Annotated in this window: 18 protein-coding genes; 9 read left to right on the top strand and 9 right to left on the bottom strand. The window is 72.0% G+C overall.

Features of this window, described 5'->3' with window-relative positions; translation table 11 throughout:
- Positions 1 to 74: 74 nt before the first annotated feature.
- The 5 genes from ACFW5B_RS32775 (at position 75) to rocD (ending at position 6,536) form a co-directional block, all read left to right on the top strand.
- Positions 75 to 1,523 carry an APC family permease gene (locus tag ACFW5B_RS32775; RefSeq protein WP_386447846.1) on the top strand — a complete coding sequence of 483 codons (1,449 nt, stop codon included), beginning with the start codon at positions 75 to 77 and terminating at the stop codon, positions 1,521 to 1,523.
- A complete protein-coding gene (locus tag ACFW5B_RS32770; protein ID WP_386447843.1) occupies positions 1,520 to 2,911 on the top strand; it encodes a glutamine synthetase family protein in 1,392 nt (463 codons plus the stop codon). The genes ACFW5B_RS32775 and ACFW5B_RS32770 overlap by 4 nt, the downstream gene beginning before the upstream one ends.
- On the top strand, positions 2,901 to 4,049 hold the full coding sequence (locus tag ACFW5B_RS32765; RefSeq protein ID WP_386447840.1) for an amidohydrolase family protein: 1,149 nt from the start codon (positions 2,901 to 2,903) through the stop codon (positions 4,047 to 4,049). The genes ACFW5B_RS32770 and ACFW5B_RS32765 overlap by 11 nt, the downstream gene beginning before the upstream one ends.
- Positions 4,046 to 5,221 (top strand): M20 family metallopeptidase, encoded by a 1,176-nt coding sequence (locus ACFW5B_RS32760; protein WP_386447837.1) that lies wholly within the window; start codon positions 4,046 to 4,048, stop codon positions 5,219 to 5,221. Before ACFW5B_RS32765 ends, ACFW5B_RS32760 begins: the two co-directional genes overlap by 4 nt.
- 67 nt (positions 5,222 to 5,288) lie before the next feature.
- A complete protein-coding gene (gene rocD, locus ACFW5B_RS32755) occupies positions 5,289 to 6,536 on the top strand; it encodes an ornithine--oxo-acid transaminase (RefSeq protein WP_386447835.1) in 1,248 nt (415 codons plus the stop codon).
- Between the two features lie 20 nt (positions 6,537 to 6,556).
- Here rocD and ACFW5B_RS32750 read toward each other — a convergent pair whose 3' ends face one another.
- The gene (locus ACFW5B_RS32750; protein ID WP_386447832.1) at positions 6,557 to 7,627 is read right to left on the bottom strand and encodes an FAD-dependent monooxygenase; all 1,071 of its coding nucleotides are present in this window, start codon (positions 7,625 to 7,627) and stop codon (positions 6,557 to 6,559) included.
- Positions 7,628 to 7,697: 70 nt separating this feature from the next.
- Here ACFW5B_RS32750 and ACFW5B_RS32745 point away from each other — a divergent pair, with 70 nt between their 5' ends.
- A complete protein-coding gene (locus tag ACFW5B_RS32745) occupies positions 7,698 to 8,252 on the top strand; it encodes a TetR/AcrR family transcriptional regulator (protein WP_386447829.1) in 555 nt (184 codons plus the stop codon).
- Between the two features lie 31 nt (positions 8,253 to 8,283).
- Positions 8,284 to 9,159, top strand: coding sequence for a chitosanase (locus ACFW5B_RS32740; RefSeq protein WP_386447827.1), 876 nt, complete (start codon positions 8,284 to 8,286; stop codon positions 9,157 to 9,159).
- 111 nt (positions 9,160 to 9,270) lie between these two features.
- Here the strand turns inward: ACFW5B_RS32740 and ACFW5B_RS32735 are convergent, their stop codons facing one another.
- The 8 genes from ACFW5B_RS32735 to ACFW5B_RS32700 form a co-directional block, all read right to left on the bottom strand.
- The gene (locus ACFW5B_RS32735) at positions 9,271 to 10,737 is read right to left on the bottom strand and encodes a nucleobase:cation symporter-2 family protein (protein ID WP_386447892.1); all 1,467 of its coding nucleotides are present in this window, start codon (positions 10,735 to 10,737) and stop codon (positions 9,271 to 9,273) included.
- Between the two features lie 303 nt (positions 10,738 to 11,040).
- The gene (locus ACFW5B_RS32730) at positions 11,041 to 12,444 is read right to left on the bottom strand and encodes an 8-oxoguanine deaminase (RefSeq protein WP_386447824.1); all 1,404 of its coding nucleotides are present in this window, start codon (positions 12,442 to 12,444) and stop codon (positions 11,041 to 11,043) included.
- Between the two features lie 45 nt (positions 12,445 to 12,489).
- The gene (locus ACFW5B_RS32725; protein WP_386447821.1) at positions 12,490 to 13,893 is read right to left on the bottom strand and encodes a nucleobase:cation symporter-2 family protein; all 1,404 of its coding nucleotides are present in this window, start codon (positions 13,891 to 13,893) and stop codon (positions 12,490 to 12,492) included.
- 85 nt (positions 13,894 to 13,978) lie between these two features.
- Complete coding sequence (gene pucL, locus ACFW5B_RS32720; protein WP_386447818.1) at positions 13,979 to 14,941, bottom strand: factor-independent urate hydroxylase; 963 nt, start codon at positions 14,939 to 14,941, stop codon at positions 13,979 to 13,981.
- Between the two features lie 7 nt (positions 14,942 to 14,948).
- The gene (gene uraH / locus ACFW5B_RS32715; RefSeq protein WP_386447815.1) at positions 14,949 to 15,359 is read right to left on the bottom strand and encodes a hydroxyisourate hydrolase; all 411 of its coding nucleotides are present in this window, start codon (positions 15,357 to 15,359) and stop codon (positions 14,949 to 14,951) included.
- Positions 15,356 to 15,865, bottom strand: coding sequence for a 2-oxo-4-hydroxy-4-carboxy-5-ureidoimidazoline decarboxylase (uraD, locus tag ACFW5B_RS32710; RefSeq protein ID WP_386447889.1), 510 nt, complete (start codon positions 15,863 to 15,865; stop codon positions 15,356 to 15,358). Before uraD ends, uraH begins: the two co-directional genes overlap by 4 nt.
- Positions 15,866 to 16,076: 211 nt before the next feature.
- The gene (locus ACFW5B_RS32705) at positions 16,077 to 16,457 is read right to left on the bottom strand and encodes a helix-turn-helix domain-containing protein (RefSeq protein ID WP_386447812.1); all 381 of its coding nucleotides are present in this window, start codon (positions 16,455 to 16,457) and stop codon (positions 16,077 to 16,079) included.
- A complete protein-coding gene (locus ACFW5B_RS32700; RefSeq protein WP_386447809.1) occupies positions 16,454 to 16,723 on the bottom strand; it encodes a hypothetical protein in 270 nt (89 codons plus the stop codon). Before ACFW5B_RS32700 ends, ACFW5B_RS32705 begins: the two co-directional genes overlap by 4 nt.
- A 133-nt stretch (positions 16,724 to 16,856) precedes the next feature.
- Between ACFW5B_RS32700 and ACFW5B_RS32695 the strand changes: the two genes are divergently transcribed.
- Both ACFW5B_RS32695 and ACFW5B_RS32690 read left to right on the top strand, forming a co-directional pair.
- On the top strand, positions 16,857 to 17,699 hold the full coding sequence (locus ACFW5B_RS32695) for a TIM barrel protein (RefSeq protein WP_386447806.1): 843 nt from the start codon (positions 16,857 to 16,859) through the stop codon (positions 17,697 to 17,699).
- Between the two features lie 30 nt (positions 17,700 to 17,729).
- Positions 17,730 to 17,980: NAD(P)-binding domain-containing protein (locus tag ACFW5B_RS32690; protein ID WP_386447803.1), on the top strand; the 251-nt coding region annotated here is incomplete at its 3' end.

Below are 17,980 nucleotides of genomic sequence, written 5' to 3'. Positions count from 1 at the left end.
TCCCTGGAACGTATGTTTCATGACGGGGCTCGGGCTGCTGCGGACGCAGCCCCGTCTCCTCCTCGGAGCGCCCTGTGTCGAATCCACCTCGAACACGCAAGCTGCGCTTGTGGGAAGCGCTTACCCTCTCCGTCGGCCTCATGGGACCGACGCTCGCCATGGGCCTCAACGGGGCCGGAGTGGCAGCGACGGTCGGCAAGGCCGTCCCCCTCGTCTTCCTGCTCGGTCTGCTCGGCGTCGGCCTGGTCGCCTACGGCTTCTGGCGGCTGACCCAGCACTTCAACCAGGCCGGTTCCGTCTACGCGCTGGCCGGGGCCACGATCGGCCCCCGCGCCGGTTTCTTCGGCGGCTTCGCCCTGCTGGGCACCTATCTCGCCTTCCTCGTCTGCACCCTCGCCGCGACCGGTGTCTTCGCCCAGGCCTTCCTGCACGCCACGGGCATCCGCTCCACCGGCCCCTGGGTGGCCGTCGCACTCCTCGCGGCCGTCGGCGTCACCGCGCTCAACTCCCGGGACGGCCGCACCACCGCCCGCACCCTGCTGATCGTGGAGGGCGTCGGCATCCTCGCCATGCTCGTGCTCGCCGCTGTGATCATGGGGCGGACCGCCACCGGATCGGCGCCCCGGCACCAGAGTTTCGACCTCTCGGTGTTCACCGCCGGCGGCACCACCTACGGCGCGGTCATGACCGCCACCGTCTTCGCGTTCCTGTCCTGGGCCGGGTTCGAGGCCTGTGCGTCGCTCGGTGAGGAGACCGACGACCCGAAGCGCAACATCCCCCGCGCGCTGGCCGGCAGCGTGCTGCTGACCGGCGGTCTCTACGTCCTGATGATGTTCGCCCAGACCATCGGCTTCGGCACCGACGCCCAGGGGGTGCGCGCCTTCGGCACGGCGGAGTCGGCGCTGTCCGCGCTCTCCGGGCAGTACATCGGTACCTGGTTCGCGCTCGTCATCGCCTTCACCGCGGTCGCCTCCGCGTTCGCCGCCGCGCTGTCCTCCTCGGCGGCGGCCGCCCGTATGGTCCAGGCGCTGGCCCGGGACGGCTTCGGGCCGCGGGCGCTGGCCCGCACCCACCCCGTCACCGGGGCCCCGACCACCGCGCTGCGGGTGTGCGGCGCCGTGGCCGCGGCGCTGACCGCCGTGATGTACGGGACCGGGGCCGCCGCCTTCGACACGTACTACTGGTACGCCACCATCGGCGTGCTGTGCGTCCTGGTGGTGTACGCGGTCGCCGGGGCCGGGGTGATCGTCTTCACCCTCTCCGGCCGGGGCCGCATCCCCCGCTACGAGTTGGTGGTCCCGGTCGCCGGGCTGGGCTATCTGGGCTTCGTCTTCCTCCAGCAGTCGACCGGCCAGCGCGCGCCCTACACCTACTTCCCCTGGATCGCCGCAGCCTGGTGCCTGGCCGGTGTCGCGGTCGTCCTGTTCGCGCCCTCCCTCACCCGGCGCATCGGCGCCCGGCTGACCAGTGGGCTGGTCACCGATGCGCCGCTGCCCGACCCGAACCGAAAGGTGTCCCCATGACCCTGGTGCACACGACGGGCGCGGAGCCGGGACTCCTCGGTCCCGCCGCGCCCGGCCCCTCCCCCGCCCCCTGCGCCACCCCTGAGGAACTCCCGATGACCGAAGCCGCCACCGTCTTCGTCGCCACCTGCGATCTGGCCGGGCAGGTACGGGGACGTGCGGTGCCCTCCTCGGACCAGGGCTCCGCGCTGCGCTCCGGCACCGGCTGGGTCCCGGCCGATCTCGCGATCTCCTCGTTCGGACCGATCGCGCCGAACGTCTTCGGTTCGCGGGGCGACCTGCGGCTGCTCCCGGACCCGGCCACCGGGGTCGACATCCCGGCCGACGGGGACACCCCCGCCCTCCGGCTCTACCTCGCCGACCAGACCCTGCCCGACGGGGAGCCCTGGCCCTGCTGTCCGCGCACCTTCCTCCGCAACGCCGTGGACGAGCTGCGCGAGCGCACCGGGATCGAGGTGACCGCCGCCATCGAGCACGAATTCGTGCTCGGCGGACTGCCGGCCGGCCCGCCGTTCTCTCTGCAGCGCTTCCGTCAGGCGGAGCCCTTCGGCGCGGACCTCGTACGGCTCCTGGAACGGACCGGGCTGCAGCCGGAGAACTGGCTCCCGGAATACGGGGACGGCCAGTTCGAGATCACCCTGCGCCCCGGTACGGCGATGGCGGCCGCCGACCGCGCCGTCCTGCTCAAGGAGCTGGTGCGCGATCTGGCCCGGCGCCGCGGTCTGCCGGTCAGTTTCGCGCCGCTCCTCGACCCCGACGGGGCGGGCAACGGCGTCCACCTCCATCTGAGCCTGCGGGACGCCGAGGGCCGTCCGCTGCTCTTCGACCCGGCGCGGCCGGGCCGCCTCTCGGCGCTCGGTGCCCGGTTCGCCGCCGGCATCCTGCGCCACACCCCGGCGCTGACGGCCTGGACGGCGCCGAGCCCGGTCTCCTTCCTCCGGCTCACCCCGCACCGCTGGAGCGCCGGAGGGATCTTCCTGGCCGAGCACAACCGCGAGTCGCTGCTGCGGATCTGTCCCACGACGCAGCTCGCGGGGGCCGATCCCGCCGCCCAGTTCAACCTGGAGTACCGCGCGGCGGACGCCACCGCCAATCCCTGGCTCGCGCTGGGGGTGCTGCTCCGCGCCGGGCTGGAAGGGCTGGTACGCGACTACGACGTGCCCACGGTGTGGCCGGAGGACACCGACGACTCGGTGCTCGCCGGTGTCCCCGCCCTCCCGTCCTCCCTCGAAGAGGCCCTGCACGCACTCGAAGCGGACGAGGTCGTGCGGTCGTGGTTCGACCCGCGGCTGCTCGCCACCCATCTGTCGGTCAAGCGGTCCGAGCTCGCGCAGCTGGCCGGGCTGGACGACGCCGCACGTATCCGGAAGGTTGCCGATGTCCACTGACGCCCTGGCGGCGGCGCTCGCGGAACTGCCCCTCGTGGACCACCATGTGCACGGCGCGCTCCGCGATGACGTCGACCGCGCCGGACTGGAGCTGATGCTCACCGAGTCCGACCGTCCGGTCCCGCCGTGGATGACCCAGTTCGACTCGCAGCTGGGCTTCGCGGTGCGCCGCTGGTGCGCCCCGGTCCTCGGGCTCCCGGCGCACGCCGCTCCGGACGCCTATCTCGCCCGGCGCCGCGAACTGGGCGCGGCCGAGGTCAACCGCAGACTGCTCGCCGCCTCGGGCATCGCCCACTACCTGCTGGAGACCGGTTACGGCGGCGCGGAGATCCTCGGCACCGACGGTATGGCCGAGGCCTCCGGGTGCCCCGTCGACGAGGTCGTACGGCTGGAGTCCGTACTGGAGGACGTGGCCCGCAGCGGGGTGGCCGCGGCGGGCCTGCCCGAGCGGTTCCGCGAGACCCTCGCCGCACGGACCGCCGGTGCGGTCGGTCTCAAGAGCATCGTCGCCTACCGCTTCGGCTTCGACTTCGACCCCGCGCGGCCGTCCGACGGCGAGGTCGCCGCCGCGGCCGGGACCTGGCTGGCCGAGTGCGCGCGCACCGGCACCGTACGGGTCACCGACCCGGTGCTGCTCCGCTTCGCGCTGTGGTCCGGCATCGACCGGGGACTGCCGCTCCAACTGCACGCCGGATACGGCGATCCGGACGTGGAACTGCACCGCTGCGACCCGCTGCTGCTCACCCGGTTCATCCGGAACGTGCAGCCGCACGGCGTCGACCTGCTGCTGCTGCACTGCTACCCCTTCCACCGCAACGCCGGCTATCTGGCGCAGGTCTTCCCGCATGTCTTCTTCGACGTCGGGCTCGGGGTGAACTACACCGGGGTGCGCTCCGACGCGGTGGTCGCCGAATCGCTGGAGCTGGCCCCGTTCGCCAAGATCCTCTTCTCCAGCGATGCCTGGGGGCCGCCCGAACTTCACCATCTGGGCGCGCTGTTGTGGCGGCGCGGCATGCTGCGGGCGATGGCGCCCTGGGTCGGCAGCGGCGAATGGGACCTCGATGAGGCGGTCCGGGTGGCCCGCATGATCGGACACGACAACGCCCGCCGGGTCTACGGCCTGGAGGGCGGCGCATGAGCACCGACGACACCCTCACCGCCCTCGCGGCGCAGCTCGAACGGGAGCTGGACGACGCCGTCGAGCTGCGCCGGCAACTCCATGCCCGGCCCGAGCTGTCGGGCGACGAGGCGGCGACCCGCGACCTGGTGCTCGCCGCGCTGCCCGGCGGGCACGCCGCTGCCGAGGTCGCCGCCACCGGAGCCGTGGTCCGGGTGGGCGGCAGCGGTCCGGCCATCGCCGTCCGCGGGGAACTCGACGCCCTGGCGGTGCACGAGGAGACCGGGGTGCCCTGGGCGTCCCGGAACCCGGGCGTGATGCATGCCTGCGGTCACGATGTGCACCTGGCGGCGCTGGTCGCCCTCGCGCGGGCGGTGGACCGGGTGGGCGGTCCGGCCCCGCTGCTCGCCGTATTGCAGCCCCGCGAGGAGACCTATCCCTCCGGCGCGCAGGACGTCACCGAGGACGGCATCCTCGAACGGGAGCAGTGCCGGGCGGCCATCGGGGCGCATGTCCAGCCGCTGCTCGCGGCGGGCACCGTCGCCTGCACCCCCGGGGGCGTCAATGCCTCGGCGGACGAATTCACCGTCACCGTACGGGGCAACGGCGGCCATGCGGCCTACCCGCACCTCACCCGCGACCCCGTCGTCACCCTCGCCCATGTCGTGGTCGCCCTGCAGAGCCTGGTCAGCCGCGGGACCGACCCGATGTCCTCCGTCGTGCTGAGCGTCACCACGCTCGCCGCCGGGACCGCGGCGAACGTCGTCCCCGGCTCCGCGGAGGCCCGCGGCACCCTGCGCGCGATGCGTACCGCCGACCGCCAGTTCCTCCATGAACGGCTGGTGGAGACCGCGGAGTTGGTGGCCCAGGCGTACGGCTGCAGCGCGGAGGTCGAGGTCACCCGCGGTGAGCCGGTGCTCGACAACGACGCGACGCTGACCGCGGCGACCCGGCCGCTGCTCGCCGCGCTCGGTCTGAAGGTCGCCGCCGATCTGCGGTCCGCGGGCGCGGACGACTTCGCGTACTTCTGCGCGCGGGTGCCCGCGCTGATGCTGTTCGTGGGGACGCACGGCGGCGCCGAGCAGCTGCACTCCCCCACCTTCCTGCCGCCCGACGAACGGGTGCGGGACGTCGCCCACGCCCTGCTCGCCGGCTATCTGGCGGCCGCGGAGCAGTTCGTCCCACGGCCCTGACCCCGGCCGTTTCCCCCGGCACCACCCGTACCTCCCGCCCCATCCGCTCAGGAACGAGGAACCGCGCATGACCACCACTGACACCACCGACGGCCTTCCGCCCGCCGCCGCGACCCGGGAGCACCTCCAACTCGCCGAGACCGCCACCGCCCGCAACTACCACCCGCTGCCGGTGGTCCTCGCGTCCGGTGAGGGCGCGTGGGTGACCGATGTCGGCGGACGCCGCTACCTGGACTGTCTGGCCGGCTATTCGGCGCTCAACTTCGGCCACGGCCACCCCCGGTTGCTGGCCGCGGCCCGGGAACAGCTCGAACGTCTCACCCTGACCAGCCGCGCCTTCCACAACGACCGGCTCGGCCCGTTCTGCCGGGACCTCGCCGAACTCGCCGGGATGGACCTGGTCCTGCCGATGAACACCGGCGCCGAGGCCGTGGAGACCGCGCTGAAGGTGGCCCGGAAGTGGGGCTACGAGGTCAAGGGCGTGCCCGCGGACCGCGCGAACATCATCGTCGCCGACGGCAACTTCCACGGGCGCACCACGACGATCGTGAGCTTCTCGTCGGACCCGGGCGCGCGGGACGGCTTCGGCCCGTTCACGCCCGGCTTCCGCACCGTCCCCTACGGAGACGCCGGCGCGCTGGCGGCCGCGGTCGACGAGCACACCGTGGCGGTGCTGCTCGAACCGATCCAGGGCGAGGCGGGCGTGGTGATCCCGCCGCAGGGGTATCTGCCGGCCGTGCGCGCGCTGTGCAGCCGGGAGAACGTCCTGTTCGTGGCCGACGAGATCCAGTCCGGGCTGGGCCGTACCGGCACCACCTTCGCCTGCGCCGCCGAGGGCGTCACCCCGGACATGTACGTGCTGGGCAAGGCCCTCGGCGGCGGCATCGTGCCGCTCTCGGCCGTGGTCGCCCCCCGCGAGATCCTCGGTGTCATCCGGCCCGGCAACCACGGCTCGACCTTCGGCGGCAACCCGCTGGCCGCCGCCGTCGGCCACGCCGTCGTCGGGCTGCTGCGGACCGGCGAGTACCAGGAGCGGGCCGCCCGGCTCGGCGAGCGGCACCGCGAGCAGCTCGAAGCGCTCATAGGCCATGGCGTCCACGCCGTCCGCAGCCGCGGCCTCTGGAGCGGTATCGACATCGACCCGCAGCTCATGTCGGGGCGCGAGGCCTGCGAACGCCTGCTGGCCAGGGGCATCCTCGCCAAGGACACCCATGGATCGACGGTCCGCCTCGCCCCGCCGCTGGTCATCACGGCCGACGAACTCGACTGGATGGCCGGACAGCTCGCCGAGGTGCTCGCCGCACCGCGCGCCTGAGCCAGTCCGCCCGGCGGCCCTCAGTCCGGCCCACCGCCCACCGTCACCGCGGTCCGCAGCGCGGCGTTCCGCAGGGCGGGCAGCCGCCGGGCGTGGGCCATCCGGTTCATCAGGCGCGCGATGCGGACCAGCCGCTGGGTCGCCGGGCGGCGGGCCCGGTCGTACGCGCGCAGTGCGGCCGGCACGTCCGGGGTGGCCGTCAGGGACCGGGCCAACTCCACGGCGTCGACGAGCGCTTCGCAGGCGCCCCGGCCGAGGTCCGGGGTCATGGCGTGGGCGGCGTCGCCGATGAGGGCGGTACGGCCCCTGACGTAGGACGGCAGCGGCGGATCGAGGTAGTAGAGGTCCAGGCGCAGCACCTCGGGCTCCGTCAGCCGGTCCAGGATGTCGCGCACTCCGGCGTGCCAGTGACCGAACCAGCCGCGCAGGGTGTCGGCTTCCCGGCCCGGGTCGCGCTGCCCCTCGGGCACGACGGCGCAGGCGAACCAGTTGGTCCGGCCGCCCGAGCTGGGGGTGATACCGAAGCGGAGGCCCTCGCCCCAGGTCTCGGTGGTGCCCCCGGTCTCCCCGTCGACCGTGCCGCGCCAGGAGGACGCACCGACGTACCGGGCGCGGTGGCGCGGGCCGAACAGGGCGGTACGGGCCGCGCTGTTGAGGCCGTCGGCCGCGATCACCACGTCGTACGAGCCCTCCAGGGCGCGGATGTCCGCGATGCGCTCGCCGAACGTGACCTCCCCCGCCGCTTCCTGGAGCAGGGAGAGCAGATCGGGCCGGGAGATGAGGCGGCCCACCTCGCCGGTGCGCCGCTTCATGGCCGTGAGGTCGAGGGTGGCGATCCGGCCGCCGTCGGGCCGCAGGAAGGCGCCCGAGGTCTGCGGCCGGCTCAGCGAGCGCACCTGTGCGCCGATGCCGAGGGTGTCCAGGGCGCCCAGCGCCGTGGGCCACAGTCCGAGGGCGGTACCGGCCGCGGGGAGGCGGCCGGCGCGTTCGAAGACCTCGACCGACCAGCCGCTCGTGCGGAGGAAGAGGGCGGTGGCGAGACCGCCGATGCCGCCGCCGACGACGGCAGCCGTACGCGGTGTCCGAGTCATATCAGCACGGTACTATGTCCGTAGTAGATCGGCACTACAAACATAGTAAAATGCACGGAAGGACGCTCGGGTGGCACGACGGCGGGATCAGGTGCTGGACGCGGGGATCCAGGTACTGGGGAGCGAGGGAGCGCGACGGCTGACGTACCAGGCCGTCGATGCCGCGGCGGGCGTCCCGTCCGGTACCACCTCCAACTACTTCCGCAACCGGACGGCGCTGATCGACGGCATAGTCGACCACCTCCAGGTCCTGGAGCGCCGCGACTGGGAGAGCTTCGCCACGGCCGCCAGCCCGGCCGACGCCGGGGAACTCGCCGACACCGTCACCCGGTTCCTGGTGTACGCGACCGGACCCGAACGGGCCAGGACCGCCGCCCGCTTCGCGCTCTACCTGGAGGCCACCACCCGGCCCGAACTCCGCCCGACGCTCACCCGCGGCCGCGAGACCGTCGTCGACTGGGGAGCGGAGTGGCTACAGCGCTTCGGCTCGCCGGACCCCCGTCGGCACTGCGAGATCCTCTTCGACTACATGGACGGCGTCGCCTTCCACCAACTCGCCTTCCCCGCAGATGACTTCGCCCCGGGGCCGGGCATCCGCGAACTGCTGCGCGGCCTGCTGGGCTGACGCACCACGACCGCTCCGACAGGAGAACTCCATGCGCACCCGAGCGAACGGCCGGGCCGTGCCCGGAACCCCCACCGCCGGCCTCACCCTGGGCCTCGTGCTGCTCACCGTGGCCACCGCCGGCGCCTGCACGGCCACGCCGGAGGCCCCGCACCGTACGGCCCCGGGCCACCACGCCCGGCACCCGGCGCGCGCGGCGGCGGACCTGGGCGACCCGGCGAAGAAGGAGATCGCCATGCAGCTGGTCTCCAGTGCGGAGAACTCCTCGCTGGACTGGCGGGCCCAGTACGGGTACATCGAGGACATCGGTGACGGCCGGGGGTACACCGGCGGCATCATCGGCTTCACGTCCGGGACGCACGACATGCTCGAACTCGTCGAGCGCTACACCCGCCGCAAGCCGGACAACGTCCTCGCCAAGTACCTCCCCGCACTGCGCGCGGTGGACGGCGGCGACTCGCACGACGGCCTGGACCCCGGCTTCCCGGAGGCATGGAAGAAGGCCGCCCGGGACCCCGCGTTCCGGAAGGCCCAGGACGATGAGCGGGACCGGCTGTACTTCCGCCCCGCGGTCGAGCGGGGCAAGGCCGACGGCATCGGGGCACTGGGCCAGTTCGCGTACTACGACGCGCTCGTGGTGCACGGCGACGGCGACGACCGGACCGGCTTCCCCGCCATCCGCAAACGGGCGCTGGCGAAGGCCGAACCGCCGTCCCGGGGCGGCGACGAGAAGACCTACCTCAACGCCTTCCTCGACGCCCGGGTGTGGGCGATGCGGCAGGAGGAGGCCCACAGTGACACCAGCCGGATCGACACCGAGCAGCGGGTGTTCCTCAAGGACGGCAACCTCGATCTGCACACCCCGCTGAACTGGAAGGTCTACGGGGAGCGTTACCACCTCGGCTGACCTCTCGGCCGCACCCGCACCGCCACCGGGACCGCCCCCGCACGGCGCCCGACGGCCCGTAGGGAAGCGCCGGATACCGCGCTCCTCTACGGGCCGTCGGGCCGCCCGGCGTCAGTGGGCGGGCGCCGCCGCGGGCTCCCCGGCTCCGTCCGTGGGGACGGCTGCGGGCGGCGATGCGGGCTCCGGGTCGCCGTGCCCCGCCGCGGCCGGATCGCCCGTCGTGGTCCCGTCCGCGGCATCCCCGTCCGCCGCCCCCCGCCCGAAGTGGTTGAAGGCGAGGTTGAGGACGATGGCGACCAGGCAGCCGGTGCTGATGCCGGAGTCCAGGACGACCAGCAGGTCCTTGGGGAGGTGGTGGTAGAAGTCCGGGGCGGCGATCGGGATCAGGCCGATGCCGACGGCCGCCGCGACGATCAGCGCGTTGTCCCCCTTCTCCATCGCCGCGGAGGCCAGCGTCTGGATGCCGCTGGCGGCCACCGAGCCGAAGAGCACGATGCCGGCGCCGCCGAGGACCGGCAGCGGGACCAGCGAGATCACCGAGGCGGCCACCGGGCACAGGCCCAGCACGATCAGGATCAGACCGCCGGTCGCCACCACGAAGCGGCTGCGCACCTTGGTCATCGCGACCAGGCCGATGTTCTGGGCGAAGGCGCTGTTGGCGAAGCCGTTGAACAGCGGGCTGAGCGCGGTGCCCAGGGTGTCGGCGCGCAGTCCGCCCTCGATGGTGCGCTCGTCCGCCGGGCGTCCGACGATCCGGCCGAGGGCGAGCATGTCGGCCGTCGACTCGGTCATACAGACCAGCATCACGATGCACATACTGACGATCGCGGCGATGTCGAACTGCGGGGCGCCGAAGTGGAACGGTGTCGGGAAGCCGACCAGCGACGCCTTTGAGATCGCCGAGAAGTGGGTGATGCCGACGGGTATCGCGATCAGCGTGCCGGCGATCAGACCGAGCAGGATCGCGATCTGCTGGAGGAAGCCGCGCAGCACCCGGCGCAGCACCAGCACGATCAGGAACGTCAGCGCGGCCATCCCGATGTTCGTCAGCGAACCGTAGTCCGGCGCCCGGTCGTTGCCGCCCTGCGCCCAGTTGAAGGCCACCGGCAGCAGCGAGACGCCGATCAGGGTGATGACGGTGCCGGTGACCACCGGTGGGAAGAACCGTACGAGCTTGGAGAAGTAGGGGGCGACGAAGAACCCCAGCACACCGGCGACGATCACCGCGCCGAAGATGACCGGGAGGGCGTCGTCGGGGCCGTGGGCCTTGCCGATGGCGACCATCGGTGTGACACCGGCGAACGAGACGCCGTTGACGAACGGGAGCCGGGCGCCGACCTTCCAGAAGCCGAGGGTCTGGAGGAGCGTGGCGATGCCCGCGGTGAAGAGGCTGGCGCCCATCAGGAAGGCGGTCTCGGTGGCGCTCAGCCCGCAGGCCGGGCCCACGATCATCGGCGGGGCCACCACACCCGCGTACATGGCGGCCACGTGCTGCAGGCCACTGGTGAACATCTTGAAGGGCGGGAGGGTCTCATCGACCGGATGCTTCCGGTCCCCCTCCGACTGCTGCCCGGTCATTGCGGCCACTGCGGGCCTCCTTCGATTTCTGCGTCGCCGGGGCCGGCGAGGCGAGGCTGTCACGGAGGGCGTGCGATGTGGTGCGTACTGCGGGAAGTCGCCTGGTGGGCAGGGGTGCGGCCGGGCGCGCTTGTGGCGCGTGACGGGTGGCGGCCGGGCCAACCGGCCCCGGGGGTACGGGAGTTCCCGCACCCCCGGGGTCCGGCGCTTGTGGACCCCGCTCGGATCCACAAGCCCGGCCGGGAGCCGTCCCTCCCGGCCGAGTCAGGGGTGTGCGTCGGTCGGACGACCGCGCCGCGGGGGTCAGCCCTCGGCGGCGATCCGGGCCAGACGCTGCGCCTCCGCCCGCGCGGTGCGGGCGATGGTGTCCTCGTCGACGTTGCTGAGGTGGTTGTCCTCGACGACCGGCCGGCCGCCGACGAGGGAGAGGGTGACCGGCGCGGCGGCGCCGAAGACCAGCGCGGTGACCGGGTCGGCGATGGAGGAGTGGCCGAGGCCGTCCAGCTTCCACAGCACCAGGTCGGCGAGCTTGCCGGCCTCCAGCGAGCCGATCTCGGAGGTCCGGCCGAGGACCTGCGCGCCGCCGTAGGTGCCCAGCCGCAGCGCCTTGCGGGCGTTGAGGGCGGCTTCCTTGTGGGCGCCGAGGCGGTTGATCAGCAGCGCGTTGCGCAGTTCGGTGTGGAGTTCGCCGGACTCGTTGGAGGCGGTGCCGTCGACGCCGAGGCCGACCGGGACGCCGGCCGCGAGCATGTCGGGGACCCGGGCGATCCCGGCCGCGAGCCGGGCGTTGGAGGACGGGCAGTGGGCGACTCCGGTGCCGGTGCGGGCGAAGGCGGCGATATCGGAGTCGTTCATGTGGACGCAGTGCGCCATCCACACGTCGTCACCGAGCCAGCCGGTCGACTCGAAGTAGTCGGTGGGGCCCATGCCGAACAGCTCGTGACAGAACTTCTCCTCCTCCACGGTCTCCGAGCCGTGGGTGTGCATCCGTACGCCCTTGCGGCGGGCCAACTCGGCGCCCTGCCGCATGAGTTCGGTGGACACGGAGAACGGCGAACAGGGCGCGGCGGCGATCTGCACCATCGAGCCGAAGGAGGCGTCGTGGTAGGTGTCGATGGCTTCCTCGGTCGCCAGCAGGGCGCCCTCGGTGGTCTCGACGGCGAAGTCCGGCGGCAGCCCGCCGTCCTTCACGCTGCGGTCCATGGAGCCGCGGGCCAGGGTGATCCGGGCGCCGATCTCCGCGGCGGCGGCGAGCTCCGCGGAAACGAGGTCGCCGGTGCCCCGGGGGAAGACGTAGTGGTGGTCGGCGGCGGTGGTGACCCCGCCCCTGACCATCATGCCGAGCGAGCCCTGGGTCGCCGCGGCCAGCATCGGGGCGTCGATACGGGCCCAGGTCGGGTAGAGCGCGACCAGCCAGTTGAACAGGTTGTGGTCGGTGGCCAGCCCCCGGGTGATCCACTGGTAGAAGTGGTGATGGGTGTTGACCAGGCCGGGGGTGACGAGGTGTCCGGTGCCGTCGATCCGCCGGACGACGTTCTCCAGTCCCTCGGGTGCCTTGCCCGCGCCCACCGACTCGATGACCCGGTCCGCGACGACCACATGGCCGGTGGCGTACTCGGTGTCGTGCGCGTCGACGGTCGCGATGGCGCAGTTCTCGATGACGAGGCGCTGCTTCACCGTGCTGTCAGGGGATGCCGGTGCGGCCATGGTGCGGTTCCTTCTTTCGTCACTGGCGTTGGGCACGGCATGACCCTAGGGAATTTGAGTGCCGGAGCCGGACGAGGCGGCTGACAGTACCGCTGCCCGTGGGGTGCTCCGGGTGCCGAGATGGTGGAAGAACAGGTTGAGGGCGACCGCGGTCAGGGCGCCGGCGCTGATCCCGGAGCCGAGCACGGTCTGGGCCCAGGCGGGGAAGCCGGCGTAGAAGGCCGGGGCGGCGAGCGGGATGATGCCCGCACCGAGCGAGACGGCCACCAGGATGATGTTGGAGCTGTCGTCGAGACCGGCCGCGGAGAGCGTACGGATACCGCTCACCGCGATCGAACCGAACAGGACGATCCCCGCACCGCCGAGCACCGGCATCGGCACCAGCGAGACCACCGCGCCCAGGACCGGGAACGCCCCCAGGACCAGCAGGGTGGCGCCGGCCAGCGCGACGACATACCGGCTGCGGACCCGGGTCAGCGAGACCACGCCGACGTTCTGGGCGAAGGCGCTGGTGGGGAAGCCGCCGAAGACGGGGCCGAGCAGGGTGGCGAGGCCGTCGGTGCGCAGTCCGCGGGTGAGGGTGGCACCGGTGGCCGGGCGGTCGCAGATCTCGCCGAGGGCGAGCATGCCGGCCGACGACTCCGTCATCAGCACCAGCATCACGATGCACAGCGAGAGGATCGCGGCGGGCTGGAACTCGGGGGCGCCGAAGGCGAACGGGGTGGGCAGCGCGACGACCGGGGCGGAGCGCAGTGCGTCGAAGTGCGCCATCCCGAAGGGGACCGCGGCGAGGGTGCCGGCGACCAGGCCGATGAGCAGCGCGATCTGCTTGACGAAGCCCCGGGTGAAGCGCTGGACGAGCAGGATCACCACCAGCGTGAAGGCGGCGAGCGCCAGATGCCTCATGGCTCCGAAGTCGGCGGCCTGCTTGTCGCCGCCCTGCGCCCAGCCGACCGGCACGGGCATCAGGGTGACCCCGATGAGGGTGATGACGACACCGGTGACCAGCGGCGGGAAGAAGCGGAGCAGTCTGCCGAAGAACGGGCCGACGGCGAGGCAGAAAACGCCGGCAACCATCACCGCCCCGTAGATCGCCGGGAGTTGGTGGCCCCGGGCGGTGGTCTCGGCGATGGCGAGCATCGGGGTGATGCCGGCGGAGCTGGCCGCGTTGACGAACGGCAGGCGGTTGCCCACGAACCGGCGGAGGCCGAGGGTCTGCAGCAGGGTGGCGAGCCCGGCGATGAGCAGGCTCGCGGCGATCAGCCGGGTGCGGCCGGCGGTGTCCAGGCCGACGGCCTGGCCGACGATGAGCGGAGGGGTGACGACACCGGCGTACATGGCCGCGATGTGCTGGAGCGCGGCCGGGACGAGCCGTCGGGCCGCCGGCTTCTCGTCCACCGGGTGGACCGGGGACGCGGGGTGGTGCGGGTCGTGCGAGTGCTGTGCCATGGGTCGTTCCCCTCAGGATGTGCGTTCCCCTCCCCGCTGCGGGGTGGGGAGGGGAACGCACGGCACGGCGTTGCGTCGGAGCCGCTCAGAGGTTCGTCAGATCCACCGGGATCTTGGGCTCGACACCGTCGCGCAGAACAGTGGCTTCGATCAGGCCGTACGGGCGGTCGGCCGCGTAATACACCTCGTTGTCGTTCTTCAGCCCGAACGGCTCAAGGTCCACCAGGAAGTGGTGCTTGTTCGGGAGCGAGAAGCGGATCTCGTCGACCTCGGAGCGGTGGTTGATGACCCGCGCCCCCATTTGGTACAGCGTCTGCTGGAGCGAGAGGCTGTAGGTCTCCGCGAAGGCCTGCAGCATGTGCTTCTTGACCTGCTCGTACGAACGGTCCCACTGGGGCATCCGCTGGTCGTCGTCGGTCCAGTTGAAGCGCCAGCGGCCGGACACCTCGGTGGCGAGGATGCGGTCGTAGGCCTCCTTGAGGGTCGTGTACTTGTCCTTGATGTAGCCCCAGAACTCCGAGTTGGTGGAGTTCATCACCACCAGGTCCTTCAGCCCGGAGATGACCTGCCAGTGCTCACCGTCGTAGGTGATCTCGGTCAGCCGGGTCTCCTGGCCCTTGCGGACGAAGGAGTGCTGGACGTCGTCGGCGCCGATGAAGCGGGAGTTGGCGTCGGAGGTGGCGATCCGCTCCCAGGCGTACTCCTCGATCCGGATGCGGGCCCGGTGGATCGGCTCCTGGCTGCTGACGAAGTGCCGGGCCAGGTGGATGCCGAACTGCTCGGCCGACTCGATGCCGTGCTCCTTGGCGAAGGCGTACACGGTGTTCTTGGTCGTGTCCGTCGGCAGGCAGTGCGCGTTGGAGCCGGAGAGATGGACGTCTTCGAGGTCACCGGAGAGCGACACCGAGACGTTCAGGTCCTTGATGTGGTGGGTGTCGCCGTCCCGGGTGATCTTGACGACGCGGTTCTCGGCTTTGCCGTACTGGTTCTGTCCGAGCATCACAGGGCGGGATTGGGCAGCGCGGGCCGGGCGGGATTGGGCAGTCATGTCGGTGCTAGCTCCCTCGGTATACGGAGTAGCCGAACGGGTTGAGCAGCAGCGGTACGTGATAGTGCTCGCCCGGCTGGACGGCAAAGGTGATTGCCACCTCCGGGAAGAACGCTCCGCTGTCCCTTACGCGGGGGGCGTCCTGCTGTTCCTCGGCTTGCTGGTGTGCCTTGCGGGGTGAAGCGAAGTACTCCTCGACGGCGAAGTCGAGGCGCACATGGGTGGTGCCGGCCGGCAGCACCGGCAGATCCTTGCAGCGTCCGTCCGCGTCGGTGGTGGACGCGCCGTGGGCGGTCCAGGCACCGTCGCCGCCGGAGCGCACCGAGAGCGTGAGGGCGACGCCCTCCGCGGGGCGGCCCACGCTGGTGTCCAGGATGTGGGTGGACACCGACGTCGGTGCGGCCGTCTCGCTGCTCATGCTGCGTCTCCTTCTGCGTCCGCGATACGGGTCAGGCGAATGCGGTTGATCTTGCCGAGTTCCGCCCGCACGATCTCTCGTTCCTGTTCCGGCGTGTTGCCGGTCCGCTGCCGGACGGCGTCGCGCATCTGCTCTCCGGTGCGGCCGGAGGCGCAGATCAGGAAGACGTGCCCGAACTTCTCCTGGTAGGCCAGGTTGAGTTCGAGCATCTCCGCCTTGAGCGCCTCGGAGGCGCCCGCCATACCGCGCTGTTCGCGGTGTGAGGTGGGGTCGCCCGGCTTGGGCCGGCCTATGGGCGGGTGCCCGGCCATCGCCTCGGCCAGATCGTCCGCGGTCAGTTCGGCCATGGCGGCGTCGCTCGCGGCGAACAGGGCGTCGGTGGTGGCGTACGGGCGCCGGGCGAGTACGCGCTCGCCCCATGCCCGGCTGGCGCACACCTCGTGCAGCGCGGCGCGGGCCGCACCGTCGTCGGCGGTGTTGAACCGGGTGAGCCCCGCCGGGGGCACGGGGGTGTCCCCCGTCGAGCGTGGTGAACTCGAAGACACGGGAAGCCTCCGTGGCCTGGTCGTGCTGGACAGCTCTGCTTGGCTGGAAACAGCTAAGACCCCCGGCAACACAACGTCAACACTTTGTTGAAAACTCGGTGACGCAAAAGCCGCCGTCCAGTACTGCCGGACGGCGGCCGAGGCGGCTGGGACGGGGCGGCGCGCGGCTGCCTCAGTTGGCGTCCTTCGCGGCGTTCTCCCTGTTCAGGTAGTTGTAGACGGTGAAGCGGCTGACCCCGAGGGCACTGGCTACGGTCTCCACGCCGTGCCGGACCGAGAAGGCGCCACGGGACTCCAGGATCCGCACGACCGACTGCTTGGTCTTGCGGTCCAGTTCCGCCAGCGGGACGCCGTGCCGGCGCTGGAGCTCGGCGAGGATGTGGTCGAGCGAGTCCGACAGATGCGGGAGCCGTACGGCCACCCGGTCCTGCCCCTCCCAGGCCAGCACGACATCGTCGCCCTCGGCGAGGTCCGGGGCGACCAGCTGGCCGCCCATCGCGTCGACCAGCGGCTTGACCGCCTGGACGAAGGGGTGGTCGGCGGGATACGTCATGCCGCGTCCCCCTCGCCCCGGGCGGCCTCACCGATGACATTGACCTGCAGGGAGACCCGGGTGGCACCCGCCTGAAGGGACTGCCGCAGCAGGGCCCCCACCGCGTCGAGCACCCGGTCGGCGTCACCCTCGGCCGTATTGCCGAACGGGCCGACGTCCACGGCATCCAGCCCGGCACCCGTGACGACGTCCCGCGCCACCACCGCATGCGGCGGCGCCTCGTCCAGATCGAACGGCTCCGTCGTGAATTCCACTCTCAATCGCACGTCGCTCAACCTACGCGCGGTTCGGCCCGGCCACCAGAAATCGCCCCGGGGCCCCTTGACAGCCTCCGAACCCACCGGGCAGGGTTCCATTAAGCAGAAAAACAGTTCCACTATCCGGAAGGGCGCCGCCGTCATGGATTTCCCGGACACGCGCTTCAACGTCAATCTGTCGATTCTGTTCACCGAGCTCCCGCTGCTGGAGCGGCCCGCGGCCGCACGGGCGGCGGGCTTCACGGCGGTGGAGCTGTGGTGGCCGTGGGTGGACGCCCCGGTCCCGGAGCAGACGGAGCTGGACGCCCTGCGCGCGGCGCTCGACGACGCCGGGACCCAGCTGGTGGGGCTGAACTTCTACGCCGGGCAGCTGCCGGGCCCGGACCGGGGCGCGCTCTCCGTCCCCGGTGAGGAGTCGGCGAAGTTCCGGGCGAACGTACCGGTGGCGGTGGAGTTCGCGCGCTCGCTGGGGTGCGCCTCCTTCAACGCCCTGTACGGCAACCGCGTCGAGGGCGTGACAGCGGCCGAGCAGGACCGGCTGGCGCTGGAGAACCTCGCGTTCGCCGCACGGGCGGTGGCGGAGGTGACCGGCACCCTGCTGATCGAGGCGCTCAACGCACCCGAGTCACCGAACTGCCCGATCGTCAGCGCCCCCAAGGCGATCGAGGTCGTGGACGCGGTGAACGCGGCGACCGGCCTGGACAACGCCCGCTTCCTGATGGACCTCTACCACCTGTCGATGAACGGCGAGGACCTGAACGAGGTCATCGACCGCTACACCGCGAAGACCGCGCATGTGCAGATCGCCGACAACCCCGGCCGCGGCGCCCCCGGTACCGGCGCTCTCGACCTGGCCGCCCTGCTCGACCGCCTCTCCAAGGCCGGTTACGACGGCTGGACCGGCCTGGAGTACAAGCCCGGCGACGGCCCGAGCGCCGAGGCCTTCGGCTGGCTCCCGGCCGACCGGCGCGCCGCCCGCTCCTGACCCGCCGCAAGCGCTTCGAAAGAGACACTCATGAGCACTCTCCCCAAGGTCGCGTGGATCGGTCTGGGCATCATGGGCTCGCCCATGGCCGAGAACCTGATCAAGGCCGGCTACCCAGTCACCGGCTACACCCTGGAGGCCGACAAGCTGAAGCGCCTGGCCGGCAACGGCGGGCGTACGGCCGGGTCGGTGGCCGAGGCGGTCGCCGACGCCGACGTCATCATCACCATGGTCCCCGCCTCCCCCCAGGTCGAGGCCATCGCCTACGGCCCGGACGGCAT

The sequence above is a fragment of the Streptomyces sp. NPDC058773 genome (assembly GCF_042746015.1).
In the GTDB taxonomy this organism is placed as follows: domain Bacteria; phylum Actinomycetota; class Actinomycetes; order Streptomycetales; family Streptomycetaceae; genus Streptomyces.
The sequence above is the reverse complement of the archived record's forward strand: the minus strand, read 5'-3'. Positions and strand labels throughout refer to the sequence as shown.

Excerpts from the sequence above, each read along its gene's own strand:
- ACFW5B_RS32770 (WP_386447843.1), top strand. The coding sequence starts at position 1,520 with ATGACCCTGGTGCACACGACGGGCGCGGAGCCGGGACTCCTCGGTCCC.
- ACFW5B_RS32765 (WP_386447840.1), top strand. The coding sequence starts at position 2,901 with ATGTCCACTGACGCCCTGGCGGCGGCGCTCGCGGAACTGCCCCTCGTG.
- ACFW5B_RS32760 (WP_386447837.1), top strand. The coding sequence starts at position 4,046 with ATGAGCACCGACGACACCCTCACCGCCCTCGCGGCGCAGCTCGAACGG.
- rocD (WP_386447835.1), top strand. The coding sequence starts at position 5,289 with ATGACCACCACTGACACCACCGACGGCCTTCCGCCCGCCGCCGCGACC.
- ACFW5B_RS32750 (WP_386447832.1), bottom strand. The coding sequence starts at position 7,627 with ATGACTCGGACACCGCGTACGGCTGCCGTCGTCGGCGGCGGCATCGGC.
- ACFW5B_RS32740 (WP_386447827.1), top strand. The coding sequence starts at position 8,284 with ATGCGCACCCGAGCGAACGGCCGGGCCGTGCCCGGAACCCCCACCGCC.
- ACFW5B_RS32735 (WP_386447892.1), bottom strand. The coding sequence starts at position 10,737 with ATGACCGGGCAGCAGTCGGAGGGGGACCGGAAGCATCCGGTCGATGAG.
- ACFW5B_RS32730 (WP_386447824.1), bottom strand. The coding sequence starts at position 12,444 with ATGGCCGCACCGGCATCCCCTGACAGCACGGTGAAGCAGCGCCTCGTC.
- ACFW5B_RS32725 (WP_386447821.1), bottom strand. The coding sequence starts at position 13,893 with ATGGCACAGCACTCGCACGACCCGCACCACCCCGCGTCCCCGGTCCAC.
- pucL (WP_386447818.1), bottom strand. The coding sequence starts at position 14,941 with ATGACTGCCCAATCCCGCCCGGCCCGCGCTGCCCAATCCCGCCCTGTG.
- uraH (WP_386447815.1), bottom strand. The coding sequence starts at position 15,359 with ATGAGCAGCGAGACGGCCGCACCGACGTCGGTGTCCACCCACATCCTG.
- ACFW5B_RS32705 (WP_386447812.1), bottom strand. The coding sequence starts at position 16,457 with ATGACGTATCCCGCCGACCACCCCTTCGTCCAGGCGGTCAAGCCGCTG.
- ACFW5B_RS32695 (WP_386447806.1), top strand. The coding sequence starts at position 16,857 with ATGGATTTCCCGGACACGCGCTTCAACGTCAATCTGTCGATTCTGTTC.